This is a genomic window from Streptomyces sp. NBC_01750 (assembly GCF_035918095.1).
In the GTDB taxonomy this organism is placed as follows: Bacteria; Actinomycetota; Actinomycetes; order Streptomycetales; family Streptomycetaceae; genus Streptomyces.
Map to the genome: position 1 here is coordinate 4,231,865 of NZ_CP109137.1, position 16,996 is coordinate 4,248,860.

At 68.4% G+C, this 16,996-nt stretch carries 17 protein-coding genes; 10 read left to right on the forward strand and 7 right to left on the reverse strand.

The annotated features are described in order from the left end of the window. Window positions 1–6: 6 nt before the first annotated feature. The 5 genes from OG966_RS18900 to pstB all read left to right on the forward strand — a co-directional run bounded on the left by OG966_RS18900 (window position 7) and on the right by pstB (window position 4,780). Window positions 7–435 carry an NUDIX hydrolase gene (locus tag OG966_RS18900; RefSeq protein ID WP_406731541.1) on the forward strand — a complete coding sequence of 143 codons (429 nt, stop codon included), beginning with the start codon at window positions 7–9 and terminating at the stop codon, window positions 433–435. A gap of 230 nt (window positions 436–665) precedes the next feature. Then, window positions 666–1,799, forward strand: a complete 1,134-nt coding sequence (gene pstS, locus OG966_RS18905) for a phosphate ABC transporter substrate-binding protein PstS (protein WP_326650885.1) — start codon at window positions 666–668, stop codon at window positions 1,797–1,799. A gap of 100 nt (window positions 1,800–1,899) precedes the next feature. Further along, entirely contained in the window at window positions 1,900–2,901 is a 1,002-nt protein-coding gene (gene pstC, locus OG966_RS18910; RefSeq protein WP_326650886.1) for a phosphate ABC transporter permease subunit PstC, read from the forward strand. Further along, window positions 2,898–3,974, forward strand: a complete 1,077-nt coding sequence (pstA, locus tag OG966_RS18915; RefSeq protein ID WP_326650887.1) for a phosphate ABC transporter permease PstA — start codon at window positions 2,898–2,900, stop codon at window positions 3,972–3,974. The genes pstC and pstA overlap by 4 nt, the downstream gene beginning before the upstream one ends. Before the next feature lie 29 nt (window positions 3,975–4,003). Further along, complete coding sequence (gene pstB / locus OG966_RS18920) at window positions 4,004–4,780, forward strand: phosphate ABC transporter ATP-binding protein PstB (RefSeq protein ID WP_326650888.1); 777 nt, start codon at window positions 4,004–4,006, stop codon at window positions 4,778–4,780. Window positions 4,781–5,178: 398 nt separating this feature from the next. Here the strand turns inward: pstB and OG966_RS18925 are convergent, their stop codons facing one another. Beyond that, window positions 5,179–6,177 carry an inorganic phosphate transporter gene (locus tag OG966_RS18925; protein WP_326650889.1) on the reverse strand — a complete coding sequence of 333 codons (999 nt, stop codon included), beginning with the start codon at window positions 6,175–6,177 and terminating at the stop codon, window positions 5,179–5,181. 5 nt (window positions 6,178–6,182) lie between these two features. Further along, complete coding sequence (locus OG966_RS18930) at window positions 6,183–6,803, reverse strand: DUF47 domain-containing protein (RefSeq protein WP_326650890.1); 621 nt, start codon at window positions 6,801–6,803, stop codon at window positions 6,183–6,185. Between the two features lie 275 nt (window positions 6,804–7,078). Here OG966_RS18930 and OG966_RS18935 point away from each other — a divergent pair, with 275 nt between their 5' ends. Further along, window positions 7,079–7,435, forward strand: a complete 357-nt coding sequence (locus OG966_RS18935; RefSeq protein WP_326650891.1) for a metal-sensitive transcriptional regulator — start codon at window positions 7,079–7,081, stop codon at window positions 7,433–7,435. 100 nt (window positions 7,436–7,535) lie between these two features. Here the strand turns inward: OG966_RS18935 and OG966_RS18940 are convergent, their stop codons facing one another. Together OG966_RS18940 and OG966_RS18945 are read right to left on the reverse strand one after the other, a co-directional pair. Then, complete coding sequence (locus OG966_RS18940; protein ID WP_326650892.1) at window positions 7,536–7,727, reverse strand: hypothetical protein; 192 nt, start codon at window positions 7,725–7,727, stop codon at window positions 7,536–7,538. Window positions 7,728–7,802: 75 nt separating this feature from the next. Then, on the reverse strand, window positions 7,803–8,633 hold the full coding sequence (locus OG966_RS18945; RefSeq protein ID WP_326650893.1) for a hypothetical protein: 831 nt from the start codon (window positions 8,631–8,633) through the stop codon (window positions 7,803–7,805). Between the two features lie 392 nt (window positions 8,634–9,025). Here OG966_RS18945 and OG966_RS18950 point away from each other — a divergent pair, with 392 nt between their 5' ends. After that, window positions 9,026–10,600, forward strand: coding sequence for an FAD-binding oxidoreductase (locus tag OG966_RS18950; protein ID WP_326650894.1), 1,575 nt, complete (start codon window positions 9,026–9,028; stop codon window positions 10,598–10,600). A gap of 149 nt (window positions 10,601–10,749) precedes the next feature. Here the strand turns inward: OG966_RS18950 and OG966_RS18955 are convergent, their stop codons facing one another. The 3 genes from OG966_RS18955 to OG966_RS18965 all read right to left on the reverse strand — a co-directional run bounded on the left by OG966_RS18955 (window position 10,750) and on the right by OG966_RS18965 (window position 13,613). Continuing rightward, window positions 10,750–11,490 carry a phosphatase PAP2 family protein gene (locus OG966_RS18955; protein ID WP_326650895.1) on the reverse strand — a complete coding sequence of 247 codons (741 nt, stop codon included), beginning with the start codon at window positions 11,488–11,490 and terminating at the stop codon, window positions 10,750–10,752. Between the two features lie 248 nt (window positions 11,491–11,738). Continuing rightward, window positions 11,739–12,740, reverse strand: coding sequence for a C40 family peptidase (locus OG966_RS18960; RefSeq protein WP_326655280.1), 1,002 nt, complete (start codon window positions 12,738–12,740; stop codon window positions 11,739–11,741). Between the two features lie 69 nt (window positions 12,741–12,809). After that, window positions 12,810–13,613, reverse strand: a complete 804-nt coding sequence (locus tag OG966_RS18965) for an SAM-dependent methyltransferase (protein WP_406731539.1) — start codon at window positions 13,611–13,613, stop codon at window positions 12,810–12,812. A 268-nt stretch (window positions 13,614–13,881) separates the two neighbouring features. Here OG966_RS18965 and OG966_RS18970 point away from each other — a divergent pair, with 268 nt between their 5' ends. Genes OG966_RS18970 through OG966_RS18980 form a run of 3 tightly spaced genes read left to right on the forward strand, consistent with a single transcriptional unit; the run spans window position 13,882 to window position 16,771 of the window. Beyond that, window positions 13,882–14,316: a hypothetical protein gene (locus OG966_RS18970; RefSeq protein ID WP_326650897.1), complete on the forward strand. Its 435-nt coding sequence runs from the start codon at window positions 13,882–13,884 to the stop codon at window positions 14,314–14,316. Beyond that, complete coding sequence (locus OG966_RS18975; RefSeq protein ID WP_326650899.1) at window positions 14,313–16,220, forward strand: alpha/beta hydrolase; 1,908 nt, start codon at window positions 14,313–14,315, stop codon at window positions 16,218–16,220. Before OG966_RS18970 ends, OG966_RS18975 begins: the two co-directional genes overlap by 4 nt. Further along, window positions 16,217–16,771: a hypothetical protein gene (locus tag OG966_RS18980; protein WP_326650901.1), complete on the forward strand. Its 555-nt coding sequence runs from the start codon at window positions 16,217–16,219 to the stop codon at window positions 16,769–16,771. The genes OG966_RS18975 and OG966_RS18980 overlap by 4 nt, the downstream gene beginning before the upstream one ends. Window positions 16,772–16,996 lie beyond the last annotated feature (225 nt).

The window sequence follows — 16,996 nt, forward strand, 5'->3', positions numbered from 1 at the left end:
GGCGTCGTGAATCGTCGCCTGGGGGACGACGTTGTGCCGGCCGCAGGCTGTGTGCTGTGGCGGCGTTCCCCGTACGGGGACGACGGCATCGAGATCTGCCTCGTACACCGTCCCAAGTACGACGACTGGTCGCACCCGAAGGGCAAGCTGAAGCGCGGCGAGGACCCGCTCTTCGGCGCGCTGCGCGAGGTGCTCGAGGAGACCGGGCACCAGTGCGTCCCCGGTGCCCGCCTGCCCACCGCCCACTACATTGCGAATGGACGCCCCAAGCAGGTCAGCTACTGGGCCGCCGAGGCGACCACGGGCACCTTCACCCCGAGCGAGGAGGTCGACCGCATCCTCTGGCTCTCCCCGACGGCGGCCCGCAACCGCCTCACCCAGCCGCGCGATCGCAGCCTTCTGGACGCGCTGCTCGCGGCCCTCCACTCGGCGTGAAGGGCATATGGACGGGCACGGCGCGCGGCGACTCGGCGGCAGGCACCAGGCCGCCCGACACGGTTCACCTTCCGTTCACTCTCTCCCGTTGGCCGCTTCACCTGATCTGCCTAATTTCGGCCTTACACGGTGACCGGCACGTGCCGGTCCCCCCACCCCGAACCACGCCGCCACAGAACGCCAACGACTCCCGGTCAGCGTCCGGCGGCTCCTGGAAGGAAACACCCCAAGTGAAGCTTCAGCGCACGAACGGGCTTCGCGCCACCGCGCTCGGTGCCCTCGCCGTGACCGGCGCCCTGGTTCTCACGGCGTGTGGCTCGGACGACAATGCGGGCGGCACCGGCGGCACGGGCGAGCAGACCAGCGCGGCGTCGAACATCAAGTGCGACGACGCCAAGGGCAAGCTCCTTGCGTCCGGTTCCAGCGCGCAGAAGAACGCCATGGACCTGTGGGTCAAGAACTACATGGCCGGCTGCAAGGGCGTGGAGATCAACTACAAGGCCTCCTCGTCCGGTGAGGGCATCATCGCCTTCAACCAGGGCACCGTCGGCTTCGCCGGCTCCGACTCGGCGCTCAAGCCCGAAGAGGTCACCGACTCCAAGAAGATCTGCAAGGGCGGCCAGGGGATCAACCTCCCCATGGTCGGCGGTCCGATCGCCATCGGCTACAACGTGCCGGGCGTCGACAACCTGACCCTGGACGCCCCAACCCTCGCCAAGATCTTCAACGGCAAGATCAAGAACTGGAACGACCCGGCGATCGCCGCCCTGAACAAGGGCGCCAAGCTCCCCGACAAGGCGATCCAGGCCTTCCACCGCTCCGAGGACTCCGGCACCACGGCGAACCTCGGCAAGTACCTCGGCGCCACCGCCAAGGCCGACTGGCCCTACGAGGCCGAGAAGAAGTGGCCGGCCCCGGGTGGCCAGGCCGCCTCCGGCTCCGCCGGTGTCGCCGCGCAGGTCAAGCAGGCCGAGGGCTCGATCGGTTACTTCGAGCTCTCGTACGCGACCTCGCAGTCCATCCCGACCGTCAAGATCAACACGGGTGCTGCCGCCCCGGTCGAGGCCAGCTCCGAGAACGCCTCCAAGGCGATCGCCGCCGCCAAGATCAAGGGCACCGGCAAGGACCTGGCGCTCGGTCTCGACTACACCACCAAGGCCGACGGCGCCTACCCGATCGTCCTGGTGACCTACGAGGTCGTCTGCGACAACGGCAACAAGGCCGACACCCTGGGCACGGTCAAGTCCTTCCTGACCTACACCGCCAGCGACGAGGGCCAGAAGCTCCTCTCCGGCGCCGGCTACGCCCCGATCCCGGCCGAGATCAACGCCAAGGTCCGCGAAACCATCGCGGGTCTGAAGTAACGAAACCGGCCGGCGGGGGCCCTGCGCCCCCGCCGGCCACCCATCCGGTGCACCGCCGCCAGGGGAGTCCGATCACTCCCCACCACAGACCGGAAAGATCATGGCTTCTACAACACCGATAGATTCTCCTCCTCCAACGCCGGCTCCGCCGGTCCACAGGAAGCGCGGAAAGTCCACCGGCCGCGCCGGCGACAAGGTCTTCCTCGGCCTGTCCCGCGGCTCGGGCATCCTGCTCCTGGTGATCATGGCGTCGATCGCCGCGTTCCTCACCTACCGCGCGACGCTTGCCCTCTCGAAGGACGAGGGCAACTTCCTCACCACCTTCGACTGGAACCCGGCGGGCAACCCGCCGGTCTTCGGCATTGCGGTGCTGCTCTTCGGTACGGTCGTCAGCTCGATCATCGCGATGGCCATCGCCGTACCGATCGCCGTCGGCATCGCGCTGTTCATCTCGCACTACGCGCCGCGGCGCCTCGCCGCCCCCCTCGCCTACGTCGTGGATCTGCTGGCCGCCGTGCCGTCGATCATCTACGGCATCTGGGGCGCCCTCTTCCTCGTCCCGTACATGGAGGGCCTCAACCTCTGGCTGGACGAGTTCTTCGGCTGGACGTACATCTTCGAGAAGACCGAGGTCGGTGTCGCCCGCTCACTGTTCACCGTGGGTGTGCTGCTGGCGATCATGATCCTGCCGATCGTGACCAGCGTCAGCCGCGAGGTCTTCCTGCAGGTCCCGCGGATGAACGAAGAGGCAGCCCTGGCCCTCGGCGCCACCCGCTGGGAGGTCATCCGGCTTTCGGTCCTTCCCTTCGGCCGCTCGGGCGTGATCTCCGCCTCGATGCTGGGCCTGGGCCGCGCGCTCGGCGAGACGATGGCCGTCGCCACGGTCCTCTCCCCAAGCTTCCTGATCTCTCTCCATCTGCTCAATCCGGGCGGCGGAACCTTCGCCCAGAACATCGCAGCGAAGTTCGACGAGGCCAATGAGCTCGGGCGCGACGCCCTGATCGCTTCCGGCCTGGTCCTCTTCATCCTCACACTGCTGGTCAACGGCGCGGCCCGCCTGATCATCGCGCGCCGCAAGGAGTACTCGGGGGCCAACGCATGAGCCAGGCAGCCATCAAGGACAGGCCCACGCCGACGCCGCCCTCCCGCAGGGGAAGCCTCAGCGGCCGGTCGCTCCCCCGCTGGGCACCCGCAGGATTCGCGGTCGTCTCCATCGCGCTCGGCGTCGGCATCGGTTCGGCGGCCGGCTGGGAGAGCCGCGTTCAGTGGGGCCTGATCTCGGCCCTCCTCTTCGTGACCATCTCCTACGTGGTGACCACCGCCGTCGAGAACAAGCGCCAGGCCAAGGACCGTCTCGCCACCAGCCTGGTCTGGGTGTGCTTCATCCTCGCCGTGATCCCGCTGTTCTCGCTGATCTGGGTGACCGTCAGCCGCGGCATAAAGGTGCTCAACGGCTACTTCCTCAGCCACTCCATGGCCGGCGTCCCCGGCTTCGAGCCGGGCGGCGGCGTCTACCACGCCATCATCGGCACGCTGGAGCAGGTCGGCCTCGCCACCGCGATCTCGGTGCCGATCGGTCTGCTGACCGCGGTCTACCTGGTCGAGTACGGCAAGGGCGCGCTGGCCAAGGCCGTCACCTTCTTCGTCGACGTCATGACGGGTATCCCTTCGATCGTCGCGGGTCTGTTCATCCTCTCGATCATGCTCATCCTCGAGCTGCAGCCGTCCGGCCTGATGGGCGCGCTGGCACTGGCGATCCTGATGATCCCGGTCGTGGTGCGCTCCACCGAGGAGATGCTCAAGCTCGTGCCCAACGAGCTGCGCGAAGCGTCGCTGGCCCTGGGCGTACCGAAGTACCGCACAATCCTCAAGGTGGTTATTCCGACCGCGCTCGGCGGTATCACCACGGGTGTGATGCTCGCCATCGCGCGTATCGCCGGTGAGACCGCGCCGATCATGCTCCTGGTCTTCGGCAGCCAGCTGATCAATACGAACCCGTTCGAAGGCGCCCAGTCCTCGCTCCCCTTCTACGTCTGGGAGCAGTACCGGGTCGGCAGCGAGGCGTCGTACGACCGCGCCTGGGCCGCCGCCCTGGTCCTGATCGCCTTCGTCATGATCCTCAATCTGGTGGCCCGCGGCATCGCCCGCTGGAAGGCCCCGAAGACCGGTCGCTGACGCGACCACGTGAAAGCGAAGTGATTCACATGGCCAAGCGCATCGACGTCAGCGGCCTCTCTGCCTTCTACGGCTCCCACAAGGCGATCGAGGACATCTCGATGACCGTGGAGCCCCGCTCCGTGACGGCCTTCATCGGCCCGTCCGGCTGCGGCAAGTCCACCTTCCTGCGCACCCTGAACCGCATGCACGAGGTCACTCCCGGTGGCCGCGTCGAGGGGAAGGTGCTGCTGGACGACGAGAACCTGTACGGCTCGAGCGTCGACCCGGTCGCCGTGCGCCGCACGGTCGGCATGGTCTTCCAGCGGCCGAACCCCTTCCCGACGATGTCGATCTTCGACAATGTCGCGGCGGGCCTGCGCCTGAACGGTTCGTACAAGAAGAACCAGCTGGCGGACGTCGTCGAGAAGTCCCTGAAGGCCGCGAACCTCTGGAATGAGGTCAAGGACCGGCTGAACAAGCCCGGCTCCGGCCTCTCCGGCGGCCAGCAGCAGCGTCTGTGCATCGCCCGCGCGATAGCGGTCGAGCCGGATGTGCTGCTGATGGACGAGCCATGCTCGGCGCTCGACCCGATATCGACCCTGGCGATCGAGGACCTGATCGGCGAGCTGAAGGAGCGCTTCACGATCGTCATCGTGACGCACAACATGCAGCAGGCGGCGCGGGTCTCGGACCGTACGGCGTTCTTCAACCTGTCGGCGGTCGGCCAGCCCGGCAAGCTCATAGAGATCGACGAGACCGAGCGGATCTTCGCGAACCCGTCCGTGCAGGCCACGGAGGACTACATCTCCGGCCGCTTCGGGTGATCACCCGGTCATGTGGTGAGCGTGGGCCGGTGGCGCAGTCACCCGGTCATGTGGTGGCCGTGGGCCGGGGGCGTTGGTGGTTGCTCTCCGGTGGGTGGTTTCCAACGGCTAACCGCCGCACTCCTCCGGCGTACCGGCCACGGGCTCGCGGGCGGACCGCCGCACTCCTCCGGCGTACCGGCCACGGGCTCGCGGGCGGACCGCCGTACTCCTGCGGCGTACCGGACAGGGGCAAGCGGGCAGACCGCTGGGACTCCCCGGTGATCGCCCGGTCATGACCCCCTAACACGTCTCGCGGTGCTGCATGGCGGTGCCACCGCAAGGCGAAGGGCCCGCCCCCTCTCCCAGGGGGCGGGCCCACAAGCGTTCCAGCGCGGCGGCGGCACGGCCGCCGGCGGTCAGCCGAAGATCAGGTAGACGACGCCGTAGCTCAACGCGGCAACCGCCGCCGCCGCCGGCATCGTGATGAACCAGCCGAGAACGATGTTCTTGGCGACCCCCCAGCGGACCGCGTTGACCCGCTTTGTCGCACCCACACCCATGATCGCCGAGGTGATCACATGCGTGGTCGAGATCGGTGCCTGGAAGAGGAATGCCGAGCCGAACATGATCGACGCACCGGTCGTCTCGGCCGCGAAGCCCTGCGGCGGGTCCAGCTCGATGATCTTGCGGCCGAGCGTCCGCATGATGCGCCAGCCACCCGCGTACGTACCGAGCGACAGCATCATCGCGCAGGCGATCTTCACCCAGACCGGGATCGCGTCGCCCTGGTCCTCCACGTCGGCGATGACCAGCGCCATCACCACGATGCCCATCGTCTTCTGTGCGTCCTGCAGACCGTGGCCGAGGGCCATGCCGGCCGCCGAGACCGTCTGCGCTATCCGGAAACCGCGCTTGGCCTTGTGCGGGTTGGAGTTACGGAACATCCACATGATCGCGACCATCACCAGATAGCCGACGACCAGACCGACGACGGGCGAGACGAGCATCGGGATGACGACCTTCTCGAGCACGCCGCTCCAGATCACCTCGGTCCCGCCGGCCAGCGCCGCCCCCACCATGCCGCCGAACAGCGCATGGGAGGAGGACGACGGCAGACCGAAGTACCAGGTGACCAGGTTCCAGACGATCGCGCCGAGCAGCGCCGCGAACAGAATGCCCATGCCGCGCGAGCCCTGGGGCGTCTCGATGAGCCCCTCGCTGACGGTCTTGGCGACGCCCTGGCCGAGGAACGCACCGGCGAGGTTCATCACGGCGGCCATCGCCAGCGCCGCGCGCGGCGTCAGCGCCCGCGTGGAGACCGAGGTCGCGATCGCGTTCGCCGAGTCGTGAAAGCCATTGGTGTACGTGAATCCGAGCGCGACACCAATGGTCACGATCAGCGCAAAGGTGTCCACGAGGTTCAGGACTCCTTGACCGCGATGGTCTCCACGGTGTTCGCGACATGCTCGAAGGCGTCCGCGGCCTCTTCCAGCACATCCACGATCTGCTTGAGCTTGAGCACCTCGATGGCGTCGTACTTACCGTTGAAGAGCGTCGCAAGGAGCTTACGGTGGATCTGGTCGGCCTGGTTCTCGAGGCGGTTGACCTCGATCCAGTACTCGGTGAGGTTCTCCATGGTCCGCAGATGCGGCATGGCCTCGGCGGTCAGCTCCGCCGCTCGCGCCAGTACCTCGATCTGCTGCTCGACACCCTTGGGCAGCTCCTCGACCTGGTAGAGCACGACCAGGTCGACGGCCTCCTCCATGAAGTCCATGATGTCGTCGAGCGACGAGGCGAGTTTGTAGATGTCCTCGCGATCGAACGGCGTGATGAACGAGGAGTTCAGCTGGTGGAAGATCGCGTGGGTGGCGTCGTCCCCCGCGTGCTCCGCTGCCCGCATGCGCTCCGCGATCTCGGCCCGGGCGGAGGCATCCGCACCGAGCAGTTCCATCAGGAGCTTCGAGCCCGTGACGATGTTGTCCGCGGAGGCGGCAAACATGTCGTAGAAGCTCGTCTCCCTGGGGGTCAGACGAAATCGCACGTGGGTTCCTCGGGATGCTTTGGATTCGGCCAGGCTGATGCTAGGCGCATCATCCGGCCACGGCTAACCGGCGTTGTTCAGTGTCGCCCATCAGGCACAGTGGTCCGCACGGGCCCCCCGCCCCCGATCTCACGCGATTCGTTACCATATACCCACGAGGGGTATGTAGTCCCTTTCTGGACAAGCACCGTCGCACAGCACAGTCGCACAGCGGAGTCGGACAGGACAGTCCGAGAGCACAGGCGACAAGGACAGACGGACAACGGGAGGACGCGATGACGACCACCGAGGCGGCCGGCCCCCCGGTCACCGACCACGACCACGGTGTGCACGGCTACCACAAGCAGAAGGACGAGCACCTCAAGCGGCTGCGCCGGATCGAGGGCCAGATCCGCGGCCTGCAGCGGATGGTCGACGAGGACGTCTACTGCATCGACATACTCACCCAGGTCTCCGCGTCCACCAAGGCCCTGCAGTCCTTCGCGCTCCAGCTGCTGGAGGAGCATCTGCGGCACTGCGTCGCCACCGCAGCCATCGAGAGCTCCGCTCAGGGCGCGGTGAAGGGCGGGGAGGAGATCGACGCGAAGGTCGAGGAGGCCACGAAGGCGATCGCGCGTCTTCTGCGCACCTAGTACATGAGCGGGGCGCGGCCGCGGCGTCCCGGCCGCGCCCCGGCTGCCCGACGATCAATCGGCCGGTGGCTCGATCGGATCGGTTGCCCGGTGTTTCTGGTCACTCCTGCCGCGACGAGCCCGATAGCGCAGGCCGCTCGGCCACCACCTTCAGCACCTCGTCGATACGGTCCGGGCTGAGCCGTTCCTCGTCCGCGGCCGACGCCGCGATGATCAACTCGCCACACAGCTCGATCTCAGCGAGGGCCACGTGGTCCTGGACGGTCGCAGTACTGGGCGGAGCCACGTGCATTCACCTCTTCCTGCCGGTGCCGACTTCCTAGCGTAGGGAGTGATGCACGGACCGCGCATGGCACGTCCGGACCATTTAGGCCCTGATCTTCCCGGCGTAAATGTCCCGTTGGTCTGGGAGACGTACGGCAACCGGCGCCCCGAAGTCGTACAGCAGAGTGGTCGAGGTGACGGCGACCGGGCGGCCGTGATTGGTGAAACTGAACCGGTGGCGCACCTTGCGCAGCCGGCCGTCGTCGTCGAGGTACACGTCGAAAGGCACGATGTCCTTGGCGAACCCTTTCGCCGCGGCGGCCAGCGAGGCCCGCGCATGAGGTTCGGCCACCCGCGCCGCCTGCGCGATGTCGGTGGTACCCCGGTAGTGACGCACCCTCGTCCCGGCCAGCGCTTCCTCGCCGACGTACGTCACGTCCCGCGCGCTGCGCAGCAGTTCGGCGGCGGCGAGCGGATCGGTCGCGCCGCCGGTGACCAGGTTGCCGTCCTCGAGCGTGGTCGTGTCGACCCGGACCCACTTGTCGGCCGGCACTCCGGCGCCCCGGTTCTTCATGTACAGCGCCCCGGGCGTCAGCAGCTCGGTGATCGGACGGTGCTCGTCGGCGCCCGCCGGATCCTTGGGCAGTACGATCCTGAGCCGACCGGTCCGCCGCCTGAAGTCGTAGCCGCCCTCGCCACGGATGGTCACCCGGGTCCCGCCGGTCGCCATCTCCATGGATGTACGGGCCTTGGAGCTGCCGGCCCCTGCCAGTACGTCGGCGGCCTTCCGTACGTCGCCGGCACCGCCGCCGCCCCACCGGTCGTCCGCCGCGGCACCGCCGCCGACGGAACACCCGCTCGTCGCCACCGCCCCCAGTACGACGGCCGCGACGGCGAACGCCCCGCCTCTGCGCCTGTGCTGCTGCACCACCATCGCCTGCCAACCCCCAACACGGGACCGCTGCTTGTACTGGACCCCACCCGTCCCGCATAACGACCGCCCTGGCCCCTCGTCACGCGGGGGTCCGTCCTCGGCGCTGCCCCAGTACCGTGGAGCGGTGCCTCCGCAAGACCCCACCGGCGACACCCCGCCGCACCGAGCCACCGCGGCCGACCGCGGCTCATTCGCCATCGCCCGCTGTACCTGTGGGTGGATCGGGCCTGCCCGGCGTTCCCGCGAAAGGGCACGTTCGGACGCCGAGTTGCACACGGCGACGCCTGCGACGGAGCGCTGACGCGGCCCTTTGCCCCTGCGGTACAGGGAAAACCACCCGCCCCGGGGGAACCCCGCACCCGCCGGAACCGTCTCGTTCCCCAGGAGGCCCCATGGACCGGCGCGCACTGCTCACCACCGCTGTAGTCATCACCGCTGCCGCCTGCACAGGCAAGAACGGCAACGGCGCTGCCGCAGCTCCCACCGGCACGCCCGGCGGCAGCCGCTCACCGGGCAGACCCGCGGCCGACAGCACCATCACCACCTCCGCCGCGGCCGACTGGACCGCGCTCGCGCGCGGCCTCGACGGGAAACTCGTACGCCCCGGCGACGCCGCGTACCGCTCCGCCCGGCAGCTCTACAACACCCGCTTCGACTCGCTGAAGCCCGCCGCCGTCGCCTATGTCGCAGGTGAGGACGACGTCAAGGAGTGCCTGGCCTACGCCAGAGCCCACCGCGTCCCCGTCTCCATCCGCAACGGCGGCCATTCCTATGCCGGGTGGTCATCGGGCAACGGCCGCCTCGTCATCGATGTGTCCTCGCTGAACCGCGTCGGCCAGGACGGCTCCGTCGGCGCCGGGGCCAAGCTCATCGACGTCTACGACGGCCTCGCCCGCCACAACCGCACCATCCCCGCGGGCTCGTGCCCCTCCGTCGGTGTGTCCGGTCTCACTCTCGGCGGGGGGCATGGCGTCACCTCACGCGCCTACGGCCTGACCTGCGACAGCCTCACCGCCGCGACCATCGTCACGGCCGACGGCAAGCAGCTGACCGCGAGCGCCACCGAGAACAAGGACCTCTTCTGGGCGCTGCGCGGTGCCGGCAACGGCAACTTCGGCGTCGTGACCCGGCTCCACTTCCGTACACGTCCCACGCCGCCCACCGTCACCGCCTATCTCACCTGGCCCTGGGCGAAAGCCGCGGCCGTCCTCGGCGCCTGGCAGCAGTGGGGACCGGACCAGCCGGACGAGATCTGGTCGTCCGCGCATCTCGCCGCCGGGCCCGGCGGCACGCCGACCCTCTCCATCGCCGCGTTCTCCCTCGGCAGCGAGGGAGACCTCAAGAACGCGCTCGACCGCCTCGCCGACAAGGCCGGCTCGCCCGCCCGCTCGGTCTCGGTGCGCCGCCGCAGCTACCGGGAGGCGATGCTCGGCTACGCGAACTGCACGACGATCACCCAGGCGCAGTGCCATCTGCCGGGCACCACTCCGGGCCGTACGCCTCAGGGCGCGCTGCAGCGCGAGACCTACGCCGCGGCCTCCGACTTCTTCGACCGCAACCTCTCCGCGGCCGGAGTGCGCGCCCTGATCTCCGCGACGGAGGCGTTCACGAGGATCACGCCCGGCCAGGGCGGGGGCGGCGGCTCCATCGCACTCACCGCGCTCGGCGGAGCGGTCAACCGTGTGGACCCGCTGGCGACGTCGTTCGTCCACCGGCGGTCCCGGATGCTCGCGCAGTACATCGGCTCCTGGCGTCCTGGCACCTCGGGCACCGCCCAGCAGGCCTGGCTGAAAAACGCCCACGCGTCGATGCGCCGGTATGCGTCGGGAGCCGCGTACCAGAACTACATAGATCCGACGCTGACCGACTGGCGCCGGGCGTACTACGGGCCTGCCGCGGACCGCCTCACCCGGCTGAAGAAGCAGTACGACCCCGACAGGGTCTTCAATTTCCCGCAGGCGCTGTAGTACGTACGGGGAGGCGGGCGGCCGGGCTACGGGGCCGGGCGCAGGCCGCGACGTACGGACCCGGCCCAGGGGCGCCAGGTGCGGGCGGCCCAGCGTCAGCCCGCCAGGTGCGGGCCGGTCCTCAGCCCGCCGGTACGGGCCGCCGGGCGTCAGGCCGCCAGGTCTTTGTCCCCGGCTCCGGTCCCCTCGGTCCTCGGCTCCGGAATGCCGACCGTCTCCGGCCGGTCCGCCGACCCCGCCCGCTTCGACCGTACGAGCCACGCCACCCGCCCCGACCCGGCGACCGCCGACATCAGCGGTGTCAGCAGCGCCAGCGCGAGCGGAGCGAGCAGCAGCGTCACCGCCGTCCCGAGCGCGAATCCGCCGACCACATCGGTCGGATAGTGCACACCCATGTAGACGCGGCAGAAGCCTTCGGCCAGCGCGAGACCGATCGCGGCGAGCCCGAACTTCCGGTGCGCGAGGAAGAGTCCGGCGCCGAGGGCCATCGCCATCGTCGCGTGGTCGCTCACGAAGGAGTAGTCGGTCTTTCCGGCCACCAGGACTTCAATGCCCTGGTGGTCCAGGAACGGCCGCGGCCGTTCGACGAACCCGCGGATGGGGATGTTGACCAGCAGCGCGAGTCCGGCGGCGAGCGGCGCCCAGACCAGCCCGGCGACCGCGGAGACCGAGTCCTCGGTGGTACCGCGCCGGCGCACGCTCCACCAGCACCAGAGCACCACGAGCACCATCGCGAGCATGATTCCGTACTCGCCGATGAATTCCATGGTGCGATCGAGCCACGAGGGGGCGTCCTTGGCCAGGCCGTTGATGTCGTAGAGCAGGCTGAGATCGGGATCGGACCCGCCCCTTGACTCCGTCAGGGGGAACCCCAATGCGAGTCCAGCCATCTGCTGCGGCCCCTTGCCTTGTCGCCTGCCGCGACGCACCTCCAAGTGCGTCGCCTGTGCCAACCCCCGTGGTCAGTGCGGTGTCTGCTGCATGGTCAGTGCGGCTGTCCCAGTCCAGGGAACGCCCCGTTCCCTGTATACGTTCCACTCTCCACCGAACGATCACCATGACGTTATCGAAGAGTGACACATCGTTGCAGCTCAGAGACGTGGCGCAGCAGAGAGTTCCAGCCACTCCGGACGGCTCGTCAGGCTTCCGGCAACGGCGTCGGCAGCGCCTTCGCACCGTCCTTGGTGACCCTGGTCGCACCGAAGTAGTCCGGAGTGTCGATCTTGTCGAAGCGGATCACGGCGCCGGTGTACGGAGCGTCGATCATGTACCCGCCGCCGACATAGAGCCCGACATGCCGGATCGCCCGCGAGTTGGTGAGGTCGTCGGAGAAGAAGACCAGATCGCCGGGGAGCAACTCGTCCCGTGACGGATGCTCGCCGGCGTTGTACTGGTCGTTCGCGACGCGCGGCAGCTCGATCCCGACGGTCCGGTACGCGGCCTGGGTCAGCCCGGAACAGTCGAAACGTCCGCCCTGTTCGGGCGTGCCGTTGCCACCCCACAGATACTTCGTACCGAGCTTCTGCTGTGCGAAGTAGATCGCCCCGGCCGCCTGCCGCGACGGCTCGACCCGTCCGACGGGCCTGGCGAAGCTCTTCTCCAGGGTGCGGATGACCTTCACATAGTTCTGTGTCTCGCGGTACGGCGGTACGCCTTGGTACTTGATGACGGCGTAGGCGCCGGCGTTGTACGCGGCGAGCATGTTGTCGGTCGCGTTGCCGGGCACTTTCTTTACATATCCGGCCAGTTCACAGTCGTACGAGGCGGCGGACGGAATCGCGTCGGCCGGATCCCAGACGTCCCGGTCGCCGTCCTTGTCGCCGTCGACGCTGTGCGCGGCCCAGGTGCCGGGGATGAACTGCGCGATGCCCTGTGCCGCGGCGGGGCTCTGCGCCTTGGGGTTCCAGCCGCTCTCCTGATAGAGCTGGGCGGCGAGCAGAGCGGGGTTGATGGCCGGGCAGAGGTTGCCCCACTTCTGTACGAGCGGCTGATAGAGCGCGGGCACTGCACCCTTGGCCAGCCCGACGGCACGACCGCCGCCGTTCACACCGCCCATGAGCCCGGCAGCGGCGGAGTAGGTCCCGACGACGAGCAGCGCGACGAAGCTCAGGCACAGCCCGATCCCGACTCCACCGGCCATCCAGACTTTTCGCACGCCCTCAACCCTCCCCCATCCAAGCCGCGTTCCTGCCCGTCTCCGCCCGCGCGCCTAGGGTTTGCGTCCCACGCCACCGAACATGGCAACCTCATCCGCAGTCACCTCGGGCCGCCATTGGGAACACGAAACCACGCCGGGCTCCAGCATTTCGAGGCCGTCGAAGTACCGGGTGAGCTGCCGCGGGGTGCGCTGGGTGAGCCGGGGCGTGCCGTGCTCGTTCCAGAACGCGACGGCGGCATCCACATCCGGCATCGCCGGGCTGGTGATGGTGTGGGACAGGACAAGATGACTTCCGGCGGGCAGCGCGTCCATGAGGCGGTGGACGATGTCGTACGACTCCTCGTCGTCCTCGATGAAGATCACGACGCCGAGCAGCATCAGCGCGACCGGCCGGCTGAGGTCGAGCGTCCGGCCGGCGCGCTCCAGAATCGTGTCGACGTCGCGCAGATCTGCGTCGAGATAGTCGGTGCGGCCCTCGGGCGTACTGGTGAGCAGGGCGCGGGCGTGCGCGAGGACGAGGGGATCGTTGTCCACATACACGGTGCGCGCCCCGGGCTCGGCGCGCTGGGCCACCTCGTGGGTGTTGTCGGCGCTGGGCAACCCGGTCCCGATGTCGAGGAACTGCCGGATCCCCACCTCGGCGGCGAGATGGTGCACGGCCCGCCCCAGGAACAGCCGGTCGGCGAGGGCGTAGTCGCCGATCCCGGGGTGGAGCGCGCGGATCTGGTCACCGGCTTCTCGGTCGACGGTGTAGTTGTCCTTGCCACCGGTCCAGTAGTTCCAGATCCGGGCGGTGTGGGGGCGCGTGGTGTCGATCCTTGCGAGTAAGTGCGCGTTATCGGTCACACGGTCCAAGATAGCCAACTCGGCGCGGCAAGACCGATGTTGAGGCGAAGGGCATTCAGTCCGGCGGTCCTGCCGCGGCTGTCCCGCTGCGAGGCTCCCTGCCGCGGCTGCTGCCGGACGGGTGAGCGCTCCCCCATTTCTCCGCTCTCCGGAACCGATCGCGCCACCGCATCGTCCCCACCAGCCACAGGTGTGGCCTCCGTTGTGTTTCGACGGAGGCGGTACCTTCCGTTGGGTTCACGGAAAAAATTGGTCCGCTCGACACGGGGGAGGGCGCATGGCGCTCAATGCGAAATGGGGCGAGCTGTTCGGCAGCGACAGCACCGGCACCGGCACCGGCACCGGCACCGGGATGAAACTGGCCTCGGTCGACGCGCCCGGTGGCGGGGGCGACAGCGGCAGTACCGACCTCAAGGCCGGACAGGGCCCCTGGACCACCGCGTCCGGGGTCGCGGACGCTCTGCACACCGATTCAGCATCCGCGCTGACCGATCTGGAGACCGCTGCCAAGGTCGAGGCGAAGAACACCGAAGGCCTCGACAGTACCGCCGCGATGGGCGAGGTCCTGACCTCCTGGAAGGGGCGCCTCACGGCCGTCCGCGACGAATGCCTCCGGCTCCAGGGCAATCTCAGGACCGCGGGCAAGGAGTTCGGCGAGCGAGAGATCGCGACCAGGCAGAAGTTCGAGGGCAAGGCCGGTGGCCCGAAGTGATCACCTGGCAGCAGCTGGAGAAACTCGATCTCGACGAGTACCGGGACGCCGCAGTCGGCTGGGGCAAGGTCTCCAGCCGCGCCAACTCCGCCAAGGACCGGGTCGACAACGAGATGCTCGCCAGACTCCGCGAGACCCAGAAGGGCCGGACGGCCGACGCCGCCATCGGCGATCTGACCCGGCTCAGCCGCAACTACCAGTACATACACACCGAGTGCGGACTGATACGCACGGCACTGAACGGACTGGCCGCCGAACTGGCAGGGCCCCAGGGGAAGCTGAAGCGGGCCCTGGCGGATGCCCCCAAGACGTTCACGGTGAAGCCCGACGGCTCTGTCGAGTACCCCGTCTCCTCGCCCCTCGTGCCCGCCGCCGGGACGGGCACCGCAACCCCCGGTGCCCCGATCCCGCTTCTGCCGGGCAGGGCCGAAGGGGGCAGCGACGCCAACAAGGCCCTGGCCGAGCAGATCGCCGAGGACATCGCCACCGCGCTCCGGGAAGCCAACGAGATCGACGGCCGCTACGCGGGCGTCTTGCGCAAGCTCAAGATCCCGGACGGCGTCAAGGGACTCGACATCACCGACGCGATGTTCGCCGACGCCGCCAACGACACCCGGGATCTGCAGAAAGCGGCCGGCAAGTACGCCGACGAGTCGAAGATCCCCAAGGGCATGTCCGCCGCCGAGAACGCCGCGTGGTGGAACAAACTGGAGCCGGAGAAGCGTGACGAGTACGCCACGCTCTACCCGGCCTCCGTCGGCGCCCTGGACGGCATTCCGTCAGCCGTGCGCGACGACGCCAACCGCATGGTCCTCGCCGAGACACGCGCCCAGGCCCAGCTGGATCTGAACGCCATCCCCAAAGCGCCGCAGGAGTACGTACCCAACCCCAACGGGCAGTACCCGGCCGTCATCAAGAACGAGGCCTACCGGGAGTGGGAGAAGAAGTACGAGGACCGCAAGGAGCAGCTGGAGAAGGACCTGAAGGGCATGAACGCCATCCAGGACCGCTTCGACCGCACCGGCAGGGCCGAGCGGCCCGGCGAGCGCCCGCTGCCCGAGGCTTACCTCCTCGGCTTCGACACCAAGGGCAACGGCCACGCGATCGTCGCCAACGGCAACCCTGACACCGCGACCCACACCGCGATGTACGTGCCGGGCACCACGTCGAACCTGGAGGGCATCGGCGGCGACATCAAGCGCATGGAGACCCTCTGGCGCGCCAGCGACAACCTGGCGAACGGGCAGAGCGTGTCCACGATCACCTGGCTCGGCTACGACGCGCCCCAGGACATCGTCAAGGACGCGCCTTTCAGCCACTACGCAGACGACGGTGCCCCCAAGCTGAACAGCTTCGTCGACGGACTGCGCGCCTCGCACGAGGGCGAGCGGGACCATCTGACCGTGACCGGTCACAGCTACGGCAGTACGGTTGTCGGCTCCGCCGCCCGCCAGGGCCACCTGGACGCCGACGACATCTTCGTCGCCGGCAGCCCTGGTATGCAGGTCGGCAACGCCGCGGACCTGGACGTACCCAAGGGGCATGTCTACGCCGCGGAGGCCGACAGCGACCCATTCCTCAAGGGCGTTCCCATCCCGTACGTCGGAGATGACAAGCACGGCGGCATCAACATCCCCTTCGTCACGAGCGACCCCGTCCCCGATCTCGGCGGCTGGGGCCACGCGCCGAAGAAGCTCGACATCGACATCCTTCCCTCGTGGATGGACGGGGACGGCACCAGCGTCGTCAAGCCGCTGACCCCGACCAACCCGGACTTCGGTGCGCACATCGTGGCGACGGACGGCTCCCGCGGCCACAGTGGCTACTGGGACAACGGCACGGAAAGCCTCAACAACCAGGCCCGCGTCGTCACGGGCCGGTACCAGGAAGTGACTTCGCAATGAGCCGCCGTACGACCGCACGACTCGGCGGCGCCCTCGCCGCCGCCCTTCTCCTCGCGACGGGATGCACCACCATGACCAAAGACGAAGGCGGTCCGGGCTACGAACCGCAGCAGATGAAAGTCGCCGCGGCCAAGGACCTGACCCGCAGCAGATCCAGCGCGATCTACGACGCGTCCGGCCTGCGCGAGGCCAACAACGGAGCCCCCGACGCCGCCCCCTGCGACGGCGTGGACAACGGCTTCCGGGTCCGCCACTTCTGGTCGATGTACGCCCCCGACGCCGGCACCCTGAAGCGGGCGATGGACACGCTCCACACGGACCTGCCCACCAAGGGGTGGAAGGTCGTCCGCTTCGAGCCCGCGAAGTCCGAGGCCAAGCAGCTCCAGCTCGACGTCGAACACGAGAAGGACCACCACACCGCCAGGATCGAGCTGCTGCTCCCCTCGACGTACAAAGACGCCTCCAAGTGGGAGAAGGAGTCCCGCGACAGCCTCTCGGTCTCGCTCACCTCCCCCTGCTACGTCGACCCGGCCTACAAGATCGGCGACTGAGCAGGACTGAGCAGGAGGGAGGACCGCGGTCCTCCTACGAGATACGGGGGGCCTCGTCGTATCGACGACCGCGGGCGATGGACGTCCGCAGCGCCCAAACGTGTAACAACGACAGTAATTGCCCGGAGTCACCCTCCGTGATACACAGAGTTACCATACGTACTCCTCGCGCCTTCTCCGGTCGATGCCACCGCAGGTCAGGGAGGCTGGATCGGTCAAACGTGC

Coding starts and splice junctions, on each gene's coding strand:
- OG966_RS18935 (WP_326650891.1), top strand. CDS start 7,079: ATGACGACCACCGAGGCGGCCGGCCCCCCGGTCACCGACCACGACCAC.
- pstB (WP_326650888.1), top strand. CDS start 4,004: ATGGCCAAGCGCATCGACGTCAGCGGCCTCTCTGCCTTCTACGGCTCC.
- OG966_RS18970 (WP_326650897.1), top strand. CDS start 13,882: ATGGCGCTCAATGCGAAATGGGGCGAGCTGTTCGGCAGCGACAGCACC.
- OG966_RS18960 (WP_326655280.1), bottom strand. CDS start 12,740: ATGGCCGGTGGAGTCGGGATCGGGCTGTGCCTGAGCTTCGTCGCGCTG.
- OG966_RS18950 (WP_326650894.1), top strand. CDS start 9,026: ATGGACCGGCGCGCACTGCTCACCACCGCTGTAGTCATCACCGCTGCC.
- pstA (WP_326650887.1), top strand. CDS start 2,898: ATGAGCCAGGCAGCCATCAAGGACAGGCCCACGCCGACGCCGCCCTCC.
- pstC (WP_326650886.1), top strand. CDS start 1,900: ATGGCTTCTACAACACCGATAGATTCTCCTCCTCCAACGCCGGCTCCG.
- OG966_RS18945 (WP_326650893.1), bottom strand. CDS start 8,633: ATGGTGGTGCAGCAGCACAGGCGCAGAGGCGGGGCGTTCGCCGTCGCG.
- OG966_RS18955 (WP_326650895.1), bottom strand. CDS start 11,490: ATGGCTGGACTCGCATTGGGGTTCCCCCTGACGGAGTCAAGGGGCGGG.
- OG966_RS18940 (WP_326650892.1), bottom strand. CDS start 7,727: ATGCACGTGGCTCCGCCCAGTACTGCGACCGTCCAGGACCACGTGGCC.
- OG966_RS18980 (WP_326650901.1), top strand. CDS start 16,217: ATGAGCCGCCGTACGACCGCACGACTCGGCGGCGCCCTCGCCGCCGCC.